14 protein-coding genes are annotated in these 21,250 nt (G+C 72.3%); 6 read left to right on the top strand and 8 right to left on the bottom strand.

Annotation, left to right across the window (positions count from 1 at the left end; translation table 11 throughout):
- Positions 1–155 precede the first annotated feature (155 nt).
- The 5 genes from AC6CKD_RS17410 (at position 156) to AC6CKD_RS17390 (ending at position 5,845) form a co-directional block, all read left to right on the top strand.
- On the top strand, positions 156–1,472 hold the full coding sequence (locus AC6CKD_RS17410; protein ID WP_498328368.1) for an ABC transporter substrate-binding protein: 1,317 nt from the start codon (positions 156–158) through the stop codon (positions 1,470–1,472).
- Positions 1,473–1,482: 10 nt separating this feature from the next.
- Positions 1,483–2,454, top strand: coding sequence for a carbohydrate ABC transporter permease (locus AC6CKD_RS17405; RefSeq protein WP_498328367.1), 972 nt, complete (start codon positions 1,483–1,485; stop codon positions 2,452–2,454).
- Positions 2,447–3,355 (top strand): carbohydrate ABC transporter permease, encoded by a 909-nt coding sequence (locus AC6CKD_RS17400; RefSeq protein WP_498328366.1) that lies wholly within the window; start codon positions 2,447–2,449, stop codon positions 3,353–3,355. The genes AC6CKD_RS17405 and AC6CKD_RS17400 overlap by 8 nt, the downstream gene beginning before the upstream one ends.
- Positions 3,352–4,746, top strand: coding sequence for a GH1 family beta-glucosidase (locus tag AC6CKD_RS17395; RefSeq protein WP_498328365.1), 1,395 nt, complete (start codon positions 3,352–3,354; stop codon positions 4,744–4,746). The genes AC6CKD_RS17400 and AC6CKD_RS17395 overlap by 4 nt, the downstream gene beginning before the upstream one ends.
- A gap of 181 nt (positions 4,747–4,927) precedes the next feature.
- Positions 4,928–5,845 (top strand): NADP-dependent oxidoreductase, encoded by a 918-nt coding sequence (locus AC6CKD_RS17390; protein ID WP_498328606.1) that lies wholly within the window; start codon positions 4,928–4,930, stop codon positions 5,843–5,845.
- 87 nt (positions 5,846–5,932) lie between these two features.
- Here the strand turns inward: AC6CKD_RS17390 and AC6CKD_RS17385 are convergent, their stop codons facing one another.
- The 8 genes from AC6CKD_RS17385 to AC6CKD_RS17350 form a co-directional block, all read right to left on the bottom strand.
- Positions 5,933–7,666, bottom strand: a complete 1,734-nt coding sequence (locus AC6CKD_RS17385; protein WP_498328364.1) for a discoidin domain-containing protein — start codon at positions 7,664–7,666, stop codon at positions 5,933–5,935.
- Between the two features lie 40 nt (positions 7,667–7,706).
- Positions 7,707–8,789, bottom strand: a complete 1,083-nt coding sequence (locus AC6CKD_RS17380; protein ID WP_498328363.1) for a DUF1996 domain-containing protein — start codon at positions 8,787–8,789, stop codon at positions 7,707–7,709.
- 121 nt (positions 8,790–8,910) lie between these two features.
- Positions 8,911–11,103, bottom strand: a complete 2,193-nt coding sequence (locus tag AC6CKD_RS17375; protein WP_498328362.1) for a pectate lyase-like domain-containing protein — start codon at positions 11,101–11,103, stop codon at positions 8,911–8,913.
- 323 nt (positions 11,104–11,426) lie between these two features.
- Positions 11,427–14,639, bottom strand: coding sequence for a poly(A) polymerase (locus AC6CKD_RS17370; protein ID WP_498328361.1), 3,213 nt, complete (start codon positions 14,637–14,639; stop codon positions 11,427–11,429).
- Positions 14,639–16,537: an RNA ligase family protein gene (locus AC6CKD_RS17365; RefSeq protein WP_498328360.1), complete on the bottom strand. Its 1,899-nt coding sequence runs from the start codon at positions 16,535–16,537 to the stop codon at positions 14,639–14,641. Before AC6CKD_RS17365 ends, AC6CKD_RS17370 begins: the two co-directional genes overlap by 1 nt.
- Before the next feature lie 224 nt (positions 16,538–16,761).
- Positions 16,762–17,427, bottom strand: a complete 666-nt coding sequence (locus tag AC6CKD_RS17360; RefSeq protein ID WP_498328359.1) for an NAD(P)-dependent oxidoreductase — start codon at positions 17,425–17,427, stop codon at positions 16,762–16,764.
- Between the two features lie 97 nt (positions 17,428–17,524).
- Positions 17,525–18,022, bottom strand: coding sequence for a hypothetical protein (locus tag AC6CKD_RS17355; RefSeq protein WP_498328358.1), 498 nt, complete (start codon positions 18,020–18,022; stop codon positions 17,525–17,527).
- Between the two features lie 105 nt (positions 18,023–18,127).
- Positions 18,128–19,870 (bottom strand): VanW family protein, encoded by a 1,743-nt coding sequence (locus AC6CKD_RS17350; protein WP_498328357.1) that lies wholly within the window; start codon positions 19,868–19,870, stop codon positions 18,128–18,130.
- A gap of 287 nt (positions 19,871–20,157) precedes the next feature.
- Here AC6CKD_RS17350 and AC6CKD_RS17345 point away from each other — a divergent pair, with 287 nt between their 5' ends.
- Positions 20,158–21,219, top strand: coding sequence for an NUDIX domain-containing protein (locus AC6CKD_RS17345; protein ID WP_498328356.1), 1,062 nt, complete (start codon positions 20,158–20,160; stop codon positions 21,217–21,219).
- The last annotated feature ends 31 nt before the right edge of the window (positions 21,220–21,250 follow it).

The following is a 21,250-nucleotide window of genomic DNA, read 5'->3' as shown; positions in this document are numbered from 1 at the left end:
GCGCGACCCCTTGACGCGACCCTTTCCCGAGGCTTAACTCACGTCCTAAATTAAGGCCTGGAAAGAACGGAGTCGCCGAGTACCCGGTTGGGGCCGGGTGCTCGTACCGTCCACCGGCCCTTCTCCTCACCCCTGCCGAAAGGGACCGAGCCGCCATGCGCAGAACCCGAGCCGCCGCCGTCACCGCCGTCACCGTCTCCATGCTCGCAGCCGCCACCGCCTGCGGAGGCGGATCCGCGGACGCGGAGGGCTCCAACAAGGTCCCCAAGGAGATCACCTACTGGGCCTCCAACCAGGGCCCCGACATCGCGGCGGACCAGGCGACCCTCGGCCCGGAGCTGAAGAAGTTCGAGGAGCAGACCGGCATCAAGGTCAAGCTCGAAGTGGTCCCGTGGTCGGACCTGCTCAACAGGATCCTCGCCGCCACCGCTTCCGGACAGGGCCCCGACGTCCTCAACATCGGCAACACCTGGTCTTCCTCCCTGCAGGCCACCGGAGCCCTGCTGCCCTGGGACGCCAAGAACTTCGAGGCGATCGGCGGCAAGGAGCGGTTCGTGGACTCCGCCATCGGCTCGGCGGGCGCCAAGGGCAAGGACCCGGCCGCCGTCCCGCTCTACTCCATGTCGTACGCGCTCTACTACAACAAGAAGATGTTCCAGGAGGCGGGCATCGAGAAGCCCCCGGCCACCTGGGACGAGATGGTCACCGTCGGTCAGAGGCTGTCCAAGGACGGCAAGTGGGCCCTGGGCGCGGAGGGCGCGAACCTCTCCAACAACATCCACCAGGCCTTCGTCTTCTCGCAGCAGCACGGCGCGGAGTTCTTCGACGCGAGCGGCAAGCCCACCTTCGACACCGCGGCCAACGTCGACGCCGTCAAGCAGTACGTCGACCTCATGGCCAAGGACAAGATCATCGCCCCGGGCAATGCCGAGTACGACAAGAACCAGTCCCTCCAGGACTTCGCCAACGGCAAGACCGCCATGGTCCTGTGGCAGAACGCGGCGAGCAGCTTCAAGGCCCAGGGCATGAAGGAGGGCGACTGGGGCGTGGCGCCCGCGCCCGTCCCGGCCGGCGGCGTCCCCGGCGCCGGAAAGAACGTCAACTCCATGGTCGCGGGCATCAACCTCGCCGTCTTCAAGAACACGGACAACATCGACGGCTCCCTGAAGTTCGTGAAGTTCATGACCAGCGACGAGGAGCAGAAGATCCTCAACCAGACCTACGGATCCATCCCGCCGGTCAAGTCGGCCCAGACGCACGCCGCCTTCGGCACGGAGGACCTCACGGTGCTCCGCAACACCCTGTCCACCAGCGCCGCCCCGCTCCCGCAGGTCCCCGAGGAGTCCCAGTTCGAGACCGCGGTCGGAACCGCCGTCAAGGAGCTCTTCGCCGACGCCGCGGCCGGCCGCCCGGTGACCGCCGAGTCGGTCAAGGCGAAGCTCACCAAGGCCCAGCAGCAGATGCAGAAGTGAGTAACCGTTCATGACCTCCGCCACGGCGGGAAGGGTGCGGCGTACCACTGCCCGGGTACGCCGCACCGGGCGCCTGCGCCGCGCCGCCCTGCCCTACCTCCTGCTCCTGCCCGCCCTGTTCTTCGAACTGCTCATCCACCTCGTCCCGATGGTGATGGGCATCGTGATGAGCTTCCGGCAACTGACCCAGTTCTTCATCCGGGACTGGTCCAGCGCGCCCTGGTCGGGCCTCGACAACTACGCGCTCGCCGTCGACATCAACAAGCCCGTCGGCGAGGCCCTGCTCAACTCCTTCTTCACCACCTGCCTGTTCACGCTCCTGTCGGTGGCCCTGTGCTGGTTCCTCGGCACCGCCACCGCCGTGTTCATGCAGGAGACCTTCCGCGGCCGCGGACTCCTGCGCGGCCTGTTCCTGATCCCCTACGCACTGCCCGGCTACGCGGCCGTCATCACCTGGGCGTTCATGTTCCAGCGGGACAACGGCCTGGTGAACCACGTCATCCACGACCAGCTGGGTCTCGGCGGCGCCGAGCACACCTTCTGGCTGCTGGGCGAGAACAGCTTCTGGGCCCTGCTGACCGTCTCGGTCTGGAAGGGCTGGCCGTTCGCCTTCCTGATCGTGATGGCCGCGCTCCAGAACGTCCCCAAGGACCTCTACGAGGCGGCCGCGCTGGACGGAGCCGGCGTCTGGCAGCAGATCCGCCGGATCACGCTGCCCTCGGTCAGCGCCGTCAACCAGGTGCTGATCCTCGTGCTGTTCCTGTGGACCTTCAACGACTTCAACACCCCCTTCGTGCTGTTCGGCAAGGCGGCCCCCGAAGCGGCCGACCTCATCTCCATCCACATCTACCAATCCAGCTTCGTGACCTGGAACTTCGGCACCGGCTCGGCCATGTCCGTCCTGCTGCTGCTCTTCCTGCTGCTGGTCACGGCCGTCTACCTGTTCGTCACGACCCGGGGACGGAAGGAAGCCGATGCCTGACCGCAGCACCGCACCCGCCCGGCGCGGCCGCCCGCACGCGCGGCCCCGTACGAGATCACCGCTCGACCCGCCGATGTCCTTCAAGGTGATCCGGGCCGTCTTCCTCACGCTCCTCGCCGGCTTCGTCGCGCTGCCCGTCTACGTGATGGCCGCCAGCTCGCTCAAACCCCTGAAGGACGTGGCGGGAGAGTTCCGCTGGATCCCCAGCGGGCTCACCGTCCGCCCCTACATCGACATCTGGCACACGGTCCCGCTCGCCAAGTACTTCGTGAACTCGCTCATCGTCGCGGGCTCGGCCACCGCCTGTTCCGTCGTGATCGCCGTCTTCGCGGCGTACGGGGTCAGCCGCTACCGCTTCCGCGGCAAGCGCCTGTTCACCGTGACCGTGCTGTCCACCCAGATGTTCCCCGGGATCCTCTTCCTGCTCCCGCTGTTCCTGATCTTCGTGAACATCGGCAACACCACCGGGATCGCCCTGTACGGATCCCGCGGCGGCCTGATCCTCACCTATCTCACTTTCTCCCTCCCCTTCTCCATCTGGATGCTCATCGGGTACTTCGACTCGGTGCCCCGCGAGCTCGACGAAGCCGCCACCGTGGACGGCTGCGGACCGCTCGGCGCGCTCTTCCGCGTCGTCATCCCGGCCGCCGTACCCGGCATCGTCGCCGTCGCCGTCTACGCGTTCATGACCGCCTGGGGCGAAGTGCTCTTCGCCTCCGTCATGACGAACGACGCCACCCGGACCCTCGCCGTCGGACTGCAGGGCTACTCCACGCAGAACGACGTCTACTGGAACCAGATCATGGCCGCGTCGCTCGTCGTCAGCATCCCCATCGTCGCCGGATTCCTGCTGCTGCAGCGGTACTTGGTGGCCGGACTCACGGCAGGAGCCGTCAAATGACCCTGTACGCAGAACGTTCCGACGCGGGCCGTCTCGACACCGCCCGCGATTCCATCGACCTCGCCGCCCTCCCGCGCGACTTCGTCTGGGGCACCGCCACCTCCGCCTACCAGATCGAGGGAGCCGTCACCGAGGACGGCCGGTCCCCGTCCATCTGGGACACCTTCACCCGCGTCCCCGGTGCCATCGACGGCGGTCACAACGGCGACACCGCCTGCGACCACTACCACCGCTGGCGCGAGGACATCGACCTGATGCGGCAGCTCGGCACCAACGCCTACCGGCTCTCCATCGCCTGGCCGCGCGTCCTGCCCGGCGGCGACGGCCCGGTCAACGCCAAGGGCCTCGACTTCTACGACCAGTTGATCGACGGCCTGCTCGCCGCCGGCATCGAACCGTCGGTCACCCTCTACCACTGGGACCTCCCACAGGCCCTGCAGGACCGCGGCGGCTGGCCCGAGCGGGCCACCGCCGAGCACTTCGCCGCGTACGCCGGAACCGTCGCGGAGCGCCTCGGCGACCGCGTCACCCAGTGGGCGACCCTCAACGAACCCCTCTGCTCGGCGTGGATCGGCCACCTCGAAGGCAGGATGGCCCCGGGCCGGACCGACCTCACCGCCGCCGTCCGCGCCTCCTACCACCTGCTGCTCGGCCACGGCCTGGCCGCACAGGCCGTCCGCGCCGCAGCACCCGGCGCGCGGATCGGCATCGTCAACAACCTCTCCACCGTCGAGCCCGCCACCGACAGCGACTCCGACCGCGCGGCCGCCCGCCGGATGGACGGCCACGTCAACCGCTGGTGGCTCGACCCGGTGCACGGCCGCGGCTTCCCCGCCGACATGCGGGAGGTCTACGGAGTCGAGCTCCCCGAGCGGCCCGGCGACCTGGAGACCATCGCGGCCCCGCTCGACTGGATCGGCCTGAACTACTACTTCCCGCAGGTGGTCACCGCCGACCCGCACGGCGCGGCCCCCCACGCCCGGATGATCGACCGGCCCGGCGTCCCGCGCACCGGCATGGACTGGGAGGTCGACGCGGACGGCCTGGAGTCCCTGATCATGCGGCTGACCGAGGAGTACGGCGCCCGGCGCATCCTCATCACAGAGAACGGGTCCTCGTACCCCGACGCCGTCGCCCCCGACGGCAGCGTCCACGACCCCGAGCGCACCGCGTACCTGACGGCCCACCTGGCCGCCTGCGCCCGCGCGGCCCGCCGCGGCGCACCGCTGGCCGGCTACTACGCCTGGTCCCTCCTCGACAACTTCGAATGGGCCTACGGCTACGACAAGCGGTTCGGCCTGGTCCACGTGGACTACGAGACCCAGCAGCGCACCGTGAAGACCAGCGGACGCCACTACGCGGACGTGATCGCCGCCCACCGGGCCCTGTAGCCCCTGCCCGGTTCCTTCCCTCCCTCCTTGCCTCCCTCCCGTGCCGGAACCGCTCCGCCGCGCCGCGCCCGCCCCTCCTCCCGGGGCGGGCGCGGCTCTTCGTGGTGGGATGGGGGCGGCGGGGGGCACGCGACCGGCTCAGCGAGAGGCGAGAGGTATGTCCGAGGACCAAGAGGGCACCATGCGGGCGATGACGTACGACACGTACGGCGGAGTGGAGGTGCTCTCCGAGACCCGGATCCCGGTGCCCAAGGTCGGCCCCGGCGAGGTCCTGGTCCGGGTCCGGTGCGCCTCCGTGAACCCCGTCGACTGGAAGATCATGGCGGGTGGACTCGACGGGCTGATGGACGTGGTGTACCCCGTCGTCCCCGGCTGGGACGTGGCCGGGACGGTCGAGTACGCGGGCATCGACACCCCGGAGTTCACCGCGAGCGACGAGGTGATCGCCTACGCCCGCAAGGACTACGTCCACGGCGGCACCTTCGCCGAGTTCGTCACCGTGCCCGTACGGGCCCTCGCGCCCAAGCCCGCCTCCCTGACCTGGCAGCAGGCCGCGGGGCTGCCGCTGGCCGGGCTCACCGCGTACCAGCTGCTGACACGCCTGGACACCGGCAAGGAGGACACCGTCCTCGTGCACGGAGCCGCGGGCGGCGTAGGCTCCCTGGGCGTGCAGATCGCCCGCGCACTCGGGGCCCGCGTCATCGGTACGGCCTCCGCGCGCAACCACGACCGGCTGCGCGAGCTGGGCTGCGAACCCGTCGAGTACGGCGACGGCCTCGCGGACCGGGTCCGCGCCCTGGCGCCCGAGGGCGTCACCGTCGTCGCCGACTTCGTCGGGGGAGTCCTCGACACCACCCTGGCGGTCCTGGCCGAGGGCGGCCGGCACGCCTCCATCGCCGACCACACCGTGCTCGGCGCCGGCGGCCAGTGGATGTGGGTACGGCCCGTCGGCTCCGACCTCGCCGAGCTGGGCCGGCTGGCCGACGCCGGACAGCTCACCGTCACCGTCGCCGAGACCTTCCCGCTCGCGGAACTGCCCGCCGCCTTCGAGCTCAGCCGGGAGGGCCACACCGCCGGGAAGATCATCCTGGAGGTCTGACGCCGGGGAGCCGCCGAGCGCACAACCGCGCGCCGCCCGGGTCAGGTTCGGGCGGCGCGCGGAGCGTGCGGGGCGTCGGGCCAGGGATCAGGCGTAGACGCCGAAGTGGAACAGGGAGTAGCCGTAGCCGGTTCCCCGCTGGGTCAGGTCGAGGCGTACGTAGCGGCCCGACGCGGAGATGTCGAAGTCGTCGATGCCGCCGTCACCGTTCGAAGTGGCGTGGGCCGTAAGCCAGTTCTGGCCGTCGTCCGACACCTGGATGGTGTAGGCCTTGCCGTAGGCGGTCTCCCACACCAACTGCGCGTGCTTGAGCTGCCGCACCGACCCGAGGTCCACCTGGAGCCACTGGGCGTCGGCCCAAGTGGTGGCCCAGCGCGTGGTGTTGTTGCCGTCCGTGGCCAGTTGCGGACCGCAGGGGCAGCCGCCGTATCCGTCGTTCTGGTACGTGGAGGCGGTCGTCGGCCGGTTCAGTGCCACGTTCGTGCCCGGCACCGGCGGCGGGACCACCCTCACCGAGCGCTGCTCGACACCCACGTTGCCGCGGCCGTCCTTGGCCTTGACGTAGAGCTTCCACGCGCCGGTCTTCGCGGGTGCCGCGGCCTTGAGCGTCCCGTTCCCCAGGTGGGTCGACGGGACCGAGATCAGCCCGCCGCCCCCGTCCACGTACTTGCTGCCCCAGAGCACTTCGTACGAGAGCTGGTCGCCCTCGGGGTCGGTCGCCGGGGCCTGGATGGTGATCTCCTTGCCGGCCGGGACGGCGCCCGGGTCGGGGACGGAGGGGACGGAGACGGTGGGAGGGAGGTTGTCGCCCGCGGCGTTGCCGCCGTAGGCCCGCTTGACGGCGTAGTACATCTTGCGGCGCTCCCCGGCCGGGGTCAGGTTGAACCAGTGCCCGCCGAAGTCGTACTCGGTGCCGTAGTGGAAGACCGTGGCGCCCAGGGCGACGCCCCCGTGTCCGGTGACACAGTTCCAGGCGTTGGTGTAGCCGTCGGCCTTGGCCTGGTCGCCGGGCTCCAACGGGACGCCGTTCGCGTCGTTCGGGACCTCCCACTCACCCGCCGGACCGGTCTCCGTGATGATGTAGGGCTTGGTGTAACCGCCCTGCTGCCAGGCCTGCTTGACCCCGCAGGCTTCCTTGTAGGCGTTGACCGCGTAGAGGTCCAGGTCCGGCGAGTTGCGCTTGTAGTACGTCCAGGCGCCCACCCAGGCGTCGGTGGAGGTGACCGGGTGGTTGGCGTCGATGCGGTGGATGGCTTTCGCCACGTCGTTCACGAACGTCGTGTACGCGTTGCGCTGGTTCTCCAGCTCGGTGCCGGAGTAGCAGTTCTGCAGGCCGAGCACCGACTCGTTGCCCACGTTCCACATCAGGACGGCCGGGTTGTCGCGGTAGGTCTGCACCCACTTGGTGAACTCGGCCAGCATGGTGTTCTTGTACGTCGTGTCCGTGACGTAGTTCGTGCAGCCGCCGCTGCCCGGACCGCCGCCGGGCTGGAGCCAGAAGCCGGCCACCACCTTGACGTTGTTCGCGTTGGCGGCGTCGAACAGCTGGGCGCTGCCGGCGTCGGTGCCCCAGGTGCGGATGGTGTTGGCGCCCAGCGACTTCACGTCGGGGAGCAGGCGCGCGGCGTCGGCCGGGGAAGGTCCCCAGGTGACGCCCTTGACGAGGTACGGAGAACCGTTCACGGTCAGCTGCCAGTTGCCCTGGGACCCGGTCACCTTGACCACGCTGCCGGCGGCCTGGGCCGGACCGGCGGGGACGAGGGTGACGGCGCCCGCGAGCAGGGCGGCGGTGATGACGGTGCTGCGCATGCGGGTGAGCATGCAGGAACCTCCTTGGGAGGGGGTGGGGGGAGGGGGAGTGCTACGGGAGCCGTCCGTCTGGGCCGAGCACGGTGCCGGCCTCCGGGTGGAACTGGTCGTAGCCACGGTTGTTGCACTGCAGGCCGCCCTTGATGCAGTGCTCGACCATGGCGCTGAGGGTGCGCTCGTCCCACGCGTTGAAGAAGTCGTAGTGGAAGGAGTGCCCGGACCCGCTGGACAGCCTGACCTGCGACATGTCCCCGCTGACCGGGAAGGCCATCTTGAACTCGACCATCGGGACCGCGACCGGGTGGGAAGCGGGGCAGACGTTGTCGTTGGTGCCGGGCTTGGTGACCGGGTAGGCCATGTGCGCCTTGTGGTCCGGGGTGTCGAGGTTCTTGCCGTCCCAGCAACTGGGCGACTGCATGCGGATGTTCAGCTGGGTGCCGGCCGGGCAGTTGGCCGGGAACTCGGTGTTCCTGAAGCTGTCGCCGCACTCCCAGCCCTCGACCCAGCCCTTGTGGCCGCGGAACTCCGCCGCGGTCTGGGTCGGGCTGCCGACGAGGAACCGCAGACCCTTGGGGAAGGGGCGCACGCTCGTGTAGTCGGTGACCCCGGTCTTGTAGTAGATGACCTGGGGGCCGGCGGGCAGGACCTTCTGGTTGCCGTTGTAGAGCGTCGGCATCCAGTAGCCGGACAGGTCGCCGACCGCGGTGCAGGCCGTGCCGCCGGCGCTCAGTGAGGCCGTGGTGCTGTTGGCGTCCGTGCCGGTGTTGCCCATGAAGGTGTGGTCGTGCGAGGCGCCCGGCCGGCCCGCGTAGACGATCGGGTCGTCGGGTGCGGTCTTGGTGACCGAGCAGTTGGCCTGGAACTCGTGGAAGTAGCGGTCCGGCGGGTTGTTCCAGGACGGGGTCACGCCGGTGACCTGAGGAACGGCCGGGATGTAGCCGTCTCCGTCGGGGTCGTCGCCGCCGGCGAGCGGGGCGGCGGCGTGGTTCATGTTCGCGTGGACGGGGGCGGTGGCGGTGGCGGAGTCGGGCGTGGCCTGGGCCGTGAGCGCGGTGGCGCCGAGACCGGCGGCCGCGGTCACGGCGACGGCAGCCGCGACCAGGAATGCGGACGGCGTCCGCGGTCGGAGGTTCATCGTTCAGCTCCTTCTGGGGGAGGGCGGGGGAGGTCCGTAGTGGGAGAGCGCTCTCTCGGATGGCCCGGAAATCGCGGGGCGGCCGGCAGCCGCCCCGCGTTTTCCGGGGGTCAGGGGTGGATCAGGGGAAGGAGACGACGGTGGAGGGGATGGTCGAGGTGCCCGAGGTCGGCGCGCCCGTGTTGTTGATGACGTGCTCGAACTGGCCGTTGCCGCCGAGCGAGACCACGAGGATGTCGTGGAACTTCACACCCGGCTTCACCGGCACCTGGAAGCCGTGATCCTGACGGATCGTCGGGTCGACGTTGTAGAAGCAGTAGCTGCCCAGTCCCCATCCCTCGTGGGTGTTGACCGAGTCGGCGACCTTGTAGGCGGCGTACCCCTTGATCGAACCGTTCTGGATCGCGGCCTGGTTGGGGGCGTCGTACGCCTTCTCGTTCTGGAAGAAGATCGTGCGGCCGCGCTCGCCGTTCCACTCCACGTCGTACTTGTTGAAGTGCTCGACGAACAGGCCGGTGGCCAGCACGTCGTCACCGTTGACGCGGAACCCGTAGTCGGAGCGGTTGGTCTCCCAGCCCACCCCGTCGCCGTGGTCGGCGCGCCAGATCCAGGTGTGGTCGACGATCGTGTCGTGGCTGTTGACCACCATGCCCACCGTGGCCTTGCCGGCGCCGGCGCCGCCGACGCGGATGAAGACGTCCTGGACGGTGGTCGGGTTCGCCGCGTGGTCCGTGGCGGCGCCGGCCGGGCCGACCTCCAGCAGGGTGGGGGAGTTGACCAGGCCCGCGTCGATCAGGAATCCGGCGAGCTTCACGCCGTCGACGTCGGCGACCTTCATCGCCGTCACCCCGTTGTCCGGGATGATGGTGGCGAGGCCGAGGCCCAGGACGACCGTGTCGGCGCGGTTGACCTGGATGGTCTGGTCGACGTGGTAGACGCCCGGGGTGAAGAGCAGGTGCAGGCCCTGGGCCAGCGCCTGGTTCATCGTCGCGGCGCTCGTGCCGGGCTTGACGACGTAGAACTGGCTCAGCGGGACCGAGGTGCCCTGCGGAGCGCCGTTGCCCCAGGAAGTGCCGCGTGCGTTCACGCGCTTGGCGGGGACGAACACCTTGTACTCGGAGCCGTCCAGGTACAGGAACGGCTTCTCGCGGGAGACCGGGGTGGTGTCGAGGGTGGTGTAGCGCGGCTCCGGGAAGCTCTGTGCGGGCGCGCCCTGGGTGCCGGAGAAGACCTGGTTCCAGACGCCGTTGGACCAGCTGCCGATGGAGCTGTCACGGGTGTACCACTGCTGCTGCGAGTAGTTGCCGACCTGGCCGTCGATCTTCGAGTCGGCGATGTAGCCGCCCGAGGCCCAGCCGTAGCCGTTCGGGGCGAGGTTGAGGCCGCCCTTGATGTGCATCCGGCGGAACGGCGCGGCCTGGGAGACGGCCCAGCGGTTGGTGCCGCTGACCGGGTTCAGCGCCAGGTTCTCGGCCGAACGCCAGAAGTTCTGGGTGGCGTTGCCGCCGAACCAGCCCGCGTCGACGGTGACGTCACCGTTGATGGTGGTGTCGTCCGGGCTCAGCCCGAGGCCGGAGATCGAGGTGTAGAAGCCGATCTGGGCGTTGAGGCCGTTGTAGGTGCCCGGCTTGAAGAGGAACTGGTAGCGCCCGGAGCCGAACTGCGCCGACTCCTGCTGGGTGAAGACCTCGTCCAGCTTGGCCTGGATGTTCGGCGTCGACGGATCGAAGACGATCACGTTGGGGCCGAGGTCACCGCCGCCGGGAAGGGTGGGGCCGGTGCCCCCGGTCGTTCCGTAGACCTGGAACTCCCAGAGCGAGTAGCCGTATCCGGTGGTGCGCTGGGTGCCGTACACGCGGACGTAGCGGGCGGTTCCGGTGACGTCGTGGGTTTGGACTCCGCCGGTGGAGCTGGTCGTGGAGTAGGCCGTGGACCAGTTGGTGCCGTCCGTGGACAGCTCGACGCGGTACGCCTTCGCGGCGGCGGCGGTCTCCCAGCGCAGGACGACCTGGCTGAGCTGAGCCGACGCGCCGAGGTCGACCTGTATCCACTGCGGATCGGCGAACTGGCTCGACCAGCGGGTGCCGTTGTCGCCGTCGACCGCAGCGGAGGCCGGGGTGCCGGCGCCCTCGGTGGAGGAGGCGGTGGCGGCCTTGCCCTGGGAGAGGAGCGTGGGTGCGGCGGTGGCCGCAGTGCCCGGCAGAAGCACGAGGAGGGCCGCGACCAGGGCGGCCGCGAGGGAGGCGACGGTCAGCCGGGACGGCCGCGAGGGGCGGCGCGCCGGGTGGGGCGGGTGAGTGGAGGGGAGGGGCATGCGGGGCTACTCCTGACGTTGTGGATCCGGGGGGATCGAAGCGTGAGTGAACTGCCCGGCGCCGGGGCCGTCAAGGGTTTGAGCGTTCATGAACTGAAGATCCAACGACGTGTCAACCACGCATCAGGCCTGTGAACTCGGAGTTTCTTCAATCCTTGTGAAAAGTGTTGACGAAAAAACTTCACAGGACTCTACTGAGGCTCTGACCGCTCCGTCTCGCCGTGCCCGCTACGGCGGGGCGGACGCCCTGGTCGACCCGGGGCCGCGTTCGGAGAGTGGGGCCCGATGGTCGTACCGGGCTGCCCTGTGTTCGTTACTTGTCGTCAGAGGAGATCGGGAACGGTGCCGCAATCCGCCCACGTCACCTCGGTGCCGGGGAGTGTCGCCGACCAGGGTGCGGTGAGGGCCGCCAGGGCGTTCGGGTCCGGCGGTGTGCGGCCGAGGCCGATCGCGAAGCGGGCCACGGTCGGGGTCCGCTCGAAGGGCCGGGGCCAGGCGTGCGCGTCCGTGAGGCCCGCTTCCGCCAAGGAGCCGAGCAGGGCGCGCAGTCGGCCGCGCGTACGGCCGAGGTTGTCCTCGAAGTCGCGGGGCCGGGAGCCGGTCACGGTGACCACGGCCCAGGCGGCGTGCCGGCGGTGCGGGGGCGCGGCGGCGGCGAGCTGTGCGGTCGGGCTCTCCTCCAGCGCCTCCCATGCGGCGAACAGCTCCCGCGTCAGGAAGTCGGCGGTACCGGAGTCGACTTGGGCGGTGCAGCTACGGACCGGGGTGGACGGGGTCAGCACGGTGACGGCGTCCGCGCCGCCGCCCCCTGTCGGGTCCGCGACCGGGGCCAGGCTCACCGGCGTGCGCCAGTCCCAGGCGGCCCAGGTGGCGAAGAAGGTGCGGAGCAGGGGCCCGGGGGAGAGGTCCGGGGCGGCAGGGACCGTATGGGCGGCCAGCACGGCCCACGCAATCCCCGGCAGGCCGCCGAAGGGCGCCGAGTCCAGACCCCGCGCCCGCGCCCAGACCTTGACCTCGCGCGCCAGCCGGGCGAACGCGGCGTGCTCCGGGTCCACGGACGTGGCGTGTTGCGGGGCTGCGGAGGTGGCGTGCTCGTTGTCTGCGGAGGGGGCGTCTTCGGGGTCTGTGGAGGCGGCGGGGCCGGGGGCTGCGGAGGTGGCGTCTTCGGGGTCTGTGGAGGCGGCGGGGCCGGGGGCTGCGGAGGTGGCGTCTTCCGGGTCTGCGGACACGGCGGGGCCGGGGGCTGTGGACGTGGCGGGGCCGGGGTTTGCGGACGTGGCGTGTTGCGGGTCTATGGAGGCCGCGTGCTCCGGGTCTACGGACGCGGCGGGCCCGGGGGCCACGGACGCCGCGGGGGCCGGGGCGGCGTTGGGCGCGTGCTCCGCGTGCACGAAGGCCCGTACCGCGTCGGCGTCGCTCACCGCGCTCAGCGCCACCGCGGCCGCCTCGCCCAGCTGCGCCCGGCGGGCGACGGCCCGGTCGGGCGGTACCGGCCCCGTGGCGACCACCACCAGGTCCACGTCCAGCCCGGCGACGCTCAGCCGCAGGCCCGGCACCCGGGCGCCGGTCACCTCGCGGAGCCGCTCCGCCTCGGGGAGCGCCGAGGCGACCCGCGCCCGTACCTCCGCCAGGGCGACGGTGCCGGGCAGGGCCGCGACCAGATCCAGATCCGAGTCCGGCAGCGCACAGCCCATCCGGCGCGAACCGGCCACGTGCACGACCCCCTCGGGCAGCGCCGCCACGATCCGCGCCGTGACGGAGTCCGCGTCCGCGTCGGCCTCGGCTCCGGACGGCCCCGCGCCGTCCGCCCGGCCCGTCGCGGGGCGCGCGGGCTCCGCGGCCCAGCGGATCCTTCCGGTTCCGAGTTCCACCGTCGCCCGGACCTCCATCGGGCTGTCGCCCCGCCGGGAGAGCACGGCGAGCGAGTCCACGCGCGCCGACCGGCCGCCGCCGAGGCGTGCGGCGAAGTCCCTCTCCGCACGACGGGGATCGGGACTGCGCCCCAGCGTCAGATGGGGGGTGAACCCCTCGACCCGGCTCTCGCAGCCAGGAAATCTCGCCGCCAGCGCCCGCCGCAGCTCCTGCCACGGCGCGTCGCCCGCCGCCGCCGGGTCCAGCCACACGGTCGGGCCGAAGGCGTACACGCCCTCCAGTCGTGCCGTGAACGCGGCCGATTCCGCGGCCGCTTCGGCCAGCAGGGGCAGTGCCGCCTCGAAGGAGGACTCCGGCACGAAGCCGAAGAGCAGGTTCACGTGCGCGGGCCAGCGCTCCGCCTGCGGGTCGTGTGCGCGACGGAGCGCCTCCACCGCCTCGTCCCGCGGCGCCAGCCACGCCACCGCCGTCCGCGCGGTGGCCTGCGCGTCCAGCACCGCGTGCCCGGAGCCTGTGCCGCCGCCTCCGCGCCCGGCGGGCGCCGGGCGGAAGTCCACGCAGGCCTCGACCCCGTAATGGTCGGAGATGAACAGTCCGTCCGCGGCCGGGGAGGCGCCGCGCAGTGCGGCCTCCGCCACGCGAGCTTCCCGCGACCGCAGCAGGATCCGGTCCAGGCGAGCGGCCCGCCCCGACAGCGACCCCACCGCCGCGAGCGGATTGGCCACCGGATCGAAGGTAGGGGTCCCGTCCCGCGCTCCGTGCGCCTCGGTCCACGCGTCCCGAAGCCCCAGCGCCGCCGCCGGACCCGCTCCTCCCGACCGGCCGTCGTTGAAGTCGCCGAGCAGGGCCACATCGGCCGTCTCGATCCCTGACAACCCCTCGGAGAGCCGCGCCAGTTCGACCGTGCGCCGGTCCTCGCCGCGCTCCGTGTGGTCGCTCGTCAGATGTGTGGCCGCGACCACCAGCGGCCCCGCCGCGGTGTCCACGGTCACGGCGACGACCGCCTTGTGCGGAGCCAGCACGTGAACGCCCGCCTCCCGCACCGGCAGCCGGCTCAGCACCAGCAGACCGCTGTCCGCCACGTCCCGGCCGCCCGGGTCCGCGGCGACCGTGTACGAGGCGCGGACCCACGGCTCGGCGAGCAGCATGGCGAGCAGTTCGCGCTCCACCTCCTGGAGCGCGATCACGTCGGCGTCGGCCGCCGCGAGGTCCGCCAGCAGCAACGGCCTGCGCCGCGCGGTGGCGATGAGCGGGGCGTCGTACCGGTCCCAGAGCGTGTTCCATGTCAACAGGCGCACGCGCGACGGCCTTTGGGTGCGGACTTCGCCCTCGTGCGCCGCCCGCCACGCGCCGCCTCCGGACGCGTCCCATGCGTAGGGGGTCCGCGCGGTGAAGAACGGCGCCCCCAGCAGCCTCGGGTCGCGGACCCGTCCGGCCGCGGTGCTGTCGATGACGTCCAGGCCCGTCGCCCGGTCCCACACCAGCTCGCCGTCGGCTTCCACGAACAGCACCCGGTGCCAGGGGATGTCGCCCCCGGGCACGAAGGACGGGAGGGGCACCCGCTTCGGTGCGGCTCCGCGCTGCAGCAGGCCCAGAGTGAACCGGGCGGGGTCGAAGCGGGGGTCCCAGCGGACCTGGTGGTAGAGCTCCTCGCTGGTACGCATCAGCCCTCCTCGCCGGCAGCCGTACGGGCAGCCCCGCGGGTAGCCGTACGGGTCGTCGCACCGATCGCGCCCGCCGTGTCCTCGACGGTTCCGTCCGCCCCGAGGTACCACGTGCGGTGCGCCTCGCCGGGATACGGCGGGGCGAACCGCCGGAGCTGCGATGTCAGCACCTGTTCCGGTACCGGGTCCGCCCGCGTGGAGTTGCGGCGCACCAGCTCCGCCTCCTCGACCAGCAGCACGGCGTGGGTGACCAGAGCGTCGCGCCGCAGGGCGACGGCGCCGGCCAGGCCGCGCTGCCGAGCGGTGAGGGAGGTCGCGTCCCACACCACCGTGCCCCCTCGTCGCGCGGCCGAGGCGAGTGCGGAGTCGAGAAGGTCGAGGCCCTCCCGGAGCACGTCCGCGTTGTCCCGCTGGTCCGCACGAGAACCCCGGGCGCGGCGCAGCTCGTCGAGGCTGATGTAGGCCTCCACTCCGGGCAGGTTCCGGGCGTAGGTGCTCTTCCCGCTGCCCGAGGGGCCGCACAGCTGAACCAGCCGGGGGAAGGAAGCGCCGTCCCGCCACCGCCAGGTAGCCGCGACCGCCTCCTCGGGGCCGGTCAGCTTGCCCTGGCCGTAGGCCCGGCGCGCCTCGGCCCAGCAGCGGTCGGCGGCGTCACCGCCGATCCCGCCGCCGTTCGCATCCCCGTCTGCGCTTCCACGTCCGTCGCCCATGCCCATGCCTGCTTCGGCGAGGGCGTCCCGAAGCCCGGCCCGCAGGGATTCCAGCGGCGCGGGTCCGAGCAGCCCGGCCTCCTCGGCGTGCAGTGCGGACCACTCCACGCACTCGCCGGCCCCGGCCACGCCACCGGCTTCACCGCCCGCACCGGACTCGGACACTGCCCCCGCCAGCGCGTGCAGCACCCCCAGATCGGCGGCCTCCGCCATCCGTACGAGCCCCGCCCGCCGTTCCGTGTCCGGATGGGGGAAGGGTCTGCGCAGCGCCGGGTAGAGCCCGACCAGATCCGCGACCCGCCGTGCGGTGGCCATTCCGAGCGGTCCCGCCGCCAGCCGGGGTGCGAGCGCGGCTCGCGGTACGCCGCGCAGGGCCGCCGCCAGGATCCCGGCCAGCCGGTCCTCACCGGACCTGCGTACGCTCAACCCGTCGATGCGGTCGGCCACTTCGGCGACCAGTCCCGCGACTCCCGCCGCGTCCACCGCCGCGTCCGCGCCCACCGCTCGGAGCAGCCCGGCGGCGTCCGGATCCGCGCCCGACCGGGCGTCCCAGAGGGCGGCCGCGGGACCGAGCCCGTTCGGTACCACCTGGGCGTACATCCAGTGCGTGTCCGTCCGCACGTGTCCGCCGCGTACCCACTTGGCCACGCCCCGCCCGAAGTCGGCCCGTTCGAACCCGGCCGTCGTGCGGACCACGTACCCCTCCTGCCGCGTGGTGTCGAGCCGGAGCCGGCGCAGTGCCCGCTCGTCGAAGACGCCGCGCCACAGGACGCGCGGTCCCGGGATCCCGAGGCCGCGCAGGAAGCGCGCCGTCCGGTCCCAGTCCAGGCAGTGGTCGCCGTCCCACACCGAGAACCCGTAGAACCACGCGTCGAGTTCCTCGTACGCGAGCGAGTGCCGGGCGTACACGTTCTCTCCGCACACCCGCCAACCGGCCGGGATCCCCGGGCCGATACGGCTCTGCAGGCCCTTCACCCAAGCCCGCGACGGATGGTGGCCCGAGTCGAGCGACCGCGCGTGCAGGCCGTCGGCGTAGAGGGTGGTGTTCTCGCCGTCGAGCTTCTCGGTGACCACGACCTCGCGCCCGGCGAACCCGGCCAGCATGCCGGGCCCGCTGGTCCGCACGTCGTCGGACGTGGCACCCGGAGACCAGGGCAGGTGCGGGGTCCGGGGGTAGTGCGTGCGCATGATCCGCTCCCTGCGGGCCGAGGCTGGTGCCCGGTCACTCTAGGGAGGCGCAACCCGCCCGGACCAGCGAATATCGGCGCTGGGGCGGCTCCGGCACGCTCGTCGGCACGCCCTTCGGCACCCGAACCGGCACTCGAACCGGCACTCGAAAAACGGCATCCGAAACGGCATCCGATGCGAGGTCCGATGCGGTACCGGATCGAGAACCCGCTTCATCACCCGGTTCAGTACCCGACCGTGAAGCGCCTTCCCGCGTGCGCGTCGCGCTCGATCTCGTCCAGCAGCGCGACCGCGAAGTCCTCCGCCGAGATAAGACTCGTTCCGTCATCGTCCACGACCAGGTCGTCGAGCCCCAGCCGGTACGTACCCGTCCGGGTGCCCGGCTCGATGGTGGCGGCGGGGCTCATGTTGGTCCAGTGGACCTCCTCCACCGGCACGGTCCGCAGGAAGTCGAGGGCGTCCCCGTGGGCGTGCATGACGGCGACGACCGGCGCCGGAATCCCGGCCTGGTCCCAGACCATCGGTCCGCCGGGGGTGCGCAGCGAGCCCGCCCCGCCGACGGTGAGCACGCGCGGCCGGGCCCCGTCCGCACCGAGGGCCTGTACGCCGCCGATCAGTGCCTTCGCCGCACCGACGAGCGTGCCGGGATCACCGGAGCCCGGACCGTACGCGCTGACCACCACGTCCTGCCCGGCCGCCGCCTGGGTCACGGACGCGGGGTCGAGGACGTTGCCGCTGACGACGGTGACGTCCGCGGAGCTGGCTTCGGACTCGGCGAAGTGCGCGGGATCGCGTACGACGGCCGTGACCTGGTGTCCGCGCCCGAGTGCTTCGTGCAGCACCCGGGATCCGATGGTGCCGGTCGCGCCGAAGAGAGCGATCTTCGCCATGGCCACTCCTGGAGGTGGAGGCTGGATGGGCCCCGGTCGGGGTCCGCCGGGCCCATCCAAGCGAATCCGGCATCCCGCACCCGGCAGCGCCACGCGGTCAGCGGCACAGCGCGACGATGGCCGGGTCCACCGTCCCCCGGGCAGCCGCGCACAGCGGCGCCATGTCGTACGTACGGTTCGGCGCGGGCCGGGCGCGACGGGGCTTCGCGGCGGGTGCCGCCGGCTTCTTCGGCGCGGCCCGCCGGGGCCGCTCCGACCGGTGCCGCGGCGCGGCGGGCTTCACCCGGCTCCGCGCCCGGGCCGCGGGCGCCGCGGGCTGGGCCGGTCGCGGGGCAACGGCTGCCCCGGGCAAGGGGGCCTCGGCGTCCTCCGGCACCGGGTCAGCGTCCTGCGCGACCTCCGGCAGCGCCCCCAGCGGCCAGGCCTCGACGGCCGGTCCCGGCAGGCCCGTCCGTACCTCCGTCGGCGCGGGCCGTGCTCCGCTCCCGGGTACGGCTCCGGTCCCGGGAACGGCCCCCGGCCCGGCCGGGCCCACGGTCACACATCCGGTCAGACACCCGGCCGCCACGGCCAGCGCGACAACGATCAGGGGCACCCTCGGTCCCCGGCGCGACTCCATCCGCCCACCCTGCCCGACGAACGCCCGCACCCCCGCACGCGCTCACCCGCACGGGTGGTCCGGGCTCCTCCCGGAGCGGCCTCAGCCGCAGGTCACACTGTCCCTCGGCGTGTAACGGGTCTTCATCGTCTCCCGCTTGACCTCTTGCCCGCCCTTCACGAACACCCGGTCGACGGCGACGTCGAAGCCCTCCAGCGGGGACTGCGGTTCGCACTTCGGGCCGGTGTCGGTGCGGGTGGCGGGGGGCTTCACGTTCGTCCGCGGACCCTTGACCGCGCGGATCTCGTCGTACTGCTTCGTCCCCAGGAAGGTGATGGTGACCGAGGTGTCGGTCGCCTGGGCCTGGATGTAGAGGGCCTTGCCCGAGTCGTTGGCGAAGCGCAGGTCCAGGCTGCCCCACGCCACGGTGGCCTCGCGGCCCTCCGGGTAGCGCTCGATGTAGAAGGAGTGCGCCCCGTACTCGACGGGCTTGACCCCCGAGAAGAACATCGCGTTGAAGACGGTGGTAGCCACCGCCGAGACACCGCCGCCCGCGGCCTTCTCGTACTGGCCGTTGTTGATGATCAGGCCGTCGACGAAACCGTTCTCCTTCGTGCGCTCGCCGACGCGGCGGTTGAAGCTCCACGTCTCGTCGGGCAGCACGAGCGAGCCGTTGATCAGCTCCGCGGCCCGGCCGATGTTCGTCGTACGGTACGGAGCCTTCTCGAAGTCGACGGTGAAGGAGGACACCACCTCCTTGATGCCGAGCCGCGCGACCGTGTTCTTGGTCAGCTTCGGCTGGACCTCCTCCGTGGCGACCTCGCCCGTACGCTCCGCCGTGCCCGCCCGCGTCAGCAGCGGCAGCACGGCGGCGGACAGGCCCTCCTCGGCGACCCGGCGTCCGGGCCGGCCCTCCTCGGCGACGGAGACCCCGCCGGCGGAGTCCGGACGCAGCTTCGCCTCGACGGGTCCCGGCGCCGCCTGCCGCAGCGGACCGGCCAGCTCCGGGTCGGCGAGCAGCGCCTTGGCGTCGAGGCCGGGCGCCAGGCGGCCCTGGCCGTCGTCCTTGAGGGTGAGGTGCTTGGCGAGGACGGCCGGACCGACGGGTATGCGCTTGCCCGCCACGGTCAGGGTGACCGGTGCGGACACCGCCGGCTCGGCGAACTCCTTCAGCGCCCGCTCCGTCTCCTGCTGCCCGATACGGGGTTCCGTGCTCCGGACGGGGAGCACGACGGGCCCGTCCGCGGCCCGGGGGTAGGACGAGCGGAGCACGCCGAGGGAGCCGTCGACGTCGAGGTCGGTGCCGGTGACCGGGGCCACCGCCTTGGCCTTGCCCTTCTCGAAGGAGACCGAGCCCTCCCGGGCCTCCTGCCGGGTCTTCGCACCGATGCCGCTCAGGGCGGCGCGGGCCGCCTGCTCGTCGAGCCGGACCACCGGCTCCACCTCGGGATCACCGGAGGAGAACAGCCGGCCGATCACGCTGACCGGGTCGTAACCGGACCGGGCCGCCCGGTCGGCGGTGGCACCGGTGTCCAGGGACAGGCCGAGCGTCGCCGGCTGCGCCTGCTCGGTCCGCTCCCCGATCCGCAGCCCCAGCGGGGCCGCGGCGGACGGGCCGAGAGCACGGTCGAGGGTCTGGCGGGCCTCGGCGCGGCTCATCCCGCCTATGTCGATGCCGCGCACCTTCGTCCCGCCGGCTATGTCGTCGCCCGCCAGCAGCAGGCCCGCGGCGTAGAGCCCACCGAAGCCGAGGACCGCGACGCCGCCGGCCACGCCTGCCACGCCCGGGACGGTCCACCGCTTGCGGGCGTCCGCCGGGGTGCCCCTGCGGGGTGCGCGTCGCATGTCCGGGTCTCTCCTCGCTTCGGTGACGTGGTCGGACCGGCGGTTTTCATGCCGCCAGTCCGCCCGGGGAACGTAGCAAGATCCGTGTAACCAGGTAATAAGGAGGTATAGGGGCGGCAAAGGGGAATGTGTTGATCTCCGTAACCCGGGAGCCGTCCGCGCTGTTGCACAGCCCGCGGGTGCGCCCGTGCGGAACGCCCCGCGAGGCCCGCCCGATGGACCCGCGAGGCCCGCGCGACGGGGGCCGCACGGCGCCCCCGCGGTGCCCCTACGGTGAATGGAGTCCGATGCCGCAGTCGACCGACGAGGACGTGACGGAGGACACGCGCGCCCGCCCGGCCGCACCCGAGGACCAGGCCCCGGCCTCGAAGCCGGGCACGTGGATGACCCCGGAGGAGTACGGGGCCTCCCGCGCCGCCCTCTGGACCGGAGCGGTCGTCCTCGTCACCGATGCCGACGGACGGGTCCTCGTGCAGAGCGTCGACTACCGCCCCGACCGGCTGCTGCCCGGCGGCGCCGTGGACGCCGGCGAGTCCCCGGCCTCGGCGGCCGCCCGCGAGATGTACGAGGAGCTCGGCGTCGAGGGCCGCTATCCGCGCGGCCTCGCCGTCGACTGGATCCCGGCCGACGCACCCGGCATGCCCGCCGGGATGCGTTTCCCCGGCGAGATCCTGCACGTCTTCGACGGCGGCACCTGGACCCGGGACCGCATCGATTCCGTCCGGCTCCCCGCGCAGGAGATCACCGGCATCCACTTCGCCGAGCCCGCCGAGCTGCCCGCCCTGATGGACGCGGGCGACGCCCGCCGCGCCCTGTCCGCCCTGCGGGCCCGGATCAACGGCGGCGGCGCCGCCCTGCTGGAGGACGGCCGCCCCACCACCCCCACCGCCCTGGACCGGCTCGGCGTCCTGCGCAGCCGCCGCGTCCCGCTGCACGGCACCTGGCACCCGGGTCGGCCCCCCGCGCACCTCGCGCCCGAGGATCCCGCCGGGTGGCTCTTCGCCCCCGACGGGCGGGTCCTCCTGCTCGTCGCCCGGGCCACCGGCGCCGCCCACCTCCCGCCCCCGACGGCGGCCCGGACCACGGGTGCGCTCCCGCTCGGGTACCGGTACGCCGGCCAGGGCGCCCACCCGCGCACCGCGGCCCGGCTCACGGCGCTGCCAGCGGGCCCGGACCCGGCGTACGCCCGGCTGCTGGCCACCCCCGAACAGGTCCGCGAACTCAGCGACTGGGGTCCGGCGGGCCACGAGGAACTCGCGGCCGTCCACAGCGCCCGCGCCCACCTCGCCCTCCCGTCGCCGCCCCGCACCCCGCCGACGGAACTCCCGGCGGAGGGCTGCCACTGGTGAGCGCAGAGCGGCTCAATGCCCGGTCCGCGGG

Source organism: Streptomyces sp. GQ60 (assembly GCF_059758875.1).
This window is presented reverse-complemented; position numbering and strand designations above follow the sequence as displayed.

Coding starts and splice junctions, on each gene's coding strand:
- AC6CKD_RS17410 (WP_498328368.1), top strand. CDS start 156: ATGCGCAGAACCCGAGCCGCCGCCGTCACCGCCGTCACCGTCTCCATG.
- AC6CKD_RS17405 (WP_498328367.1), top strand. CDS start 1,483: ATGACCTCCGCCACGGCGGGAAGGGTGCGGCGTACCACTGCCCGGGTA.
- AC6CKD_RS17400 (WP_498328366.1), top strand. CDS start 2,447: ATGCCTGACCGCAGCACCGCACCCGCCCGGCGCGGCCGCCCGCACGCG.
- AC6CKD_RS17395 (WP_498328365.1), top strand. CDS start 3,352: ATGACCCTGTACGCAGAACGTTCCGACGCGGGCCGTCTCGACACCGCC.
- AC6CKD_RS17390 (WP_498328606.1), top strand. CDS start 4,928: ATGCGGGCGATGACGTACGACACGTACGGCGGAGTGGAGGTGCTCTCC.
- AC6CKD_RS17385 (WP_498328364.1), bottom strand. CDS start 7,666: ATGCTCACCCGCATGCGCAGCACCGTCATCACCGCCGCCCTGCTCGCG.
- AC6CKD_RS17380 (WP_498328363.1), bottom strand. CDS start 8,789: ATGAACCTCCGACCGCGGACGCCGTCCGCATTCCTGGTCGCGGCTGCC.
- AC6CKD_RS17375 (WP_498328362.1), bottom strand. CDS start 11,103: ATGCCCCTCCCCTCCACTCACCCGCCCCACCCGGCGCGCCGCCCCTCG.
- AC6CKD_RS17370 (WP_498328361.1), bottom strand. CDS start 14,639: ATGCGTACCAGCGAGGAGCTCTACCACCAGGTCCGCTGGGACCCCCGC.
- AC6CKD_RS17365 (WP_498328360.1), bottom strand. CDS start 16,537: ATGCGCACGCACTACCCCCGGACCCCGCACCTGCCCTGGTCTCCGGGT.
- AC6CKD_RS17360 (WP_498328359.1), bottom strand. CDS start 17,427: ATGGCGAAGATCGCTCTCTTCGGCGCGACCGGCACCATCGGATCCCGG.
- AC6CKD_RS17350 (WP_498328357.1), bottom strand. CDS start 19,870: ATGCGACGCGCACCCCGCAGGGGCACCCCGGCGGACGCCCGCAAGCGG.
- AC6CKD_RS17345 (WP_498328356.1), top strand. CDS start 20,158: ATGCCGCAGTCGACCGACGAGGACGTGACGGAGGACACGCGCGCCCGC.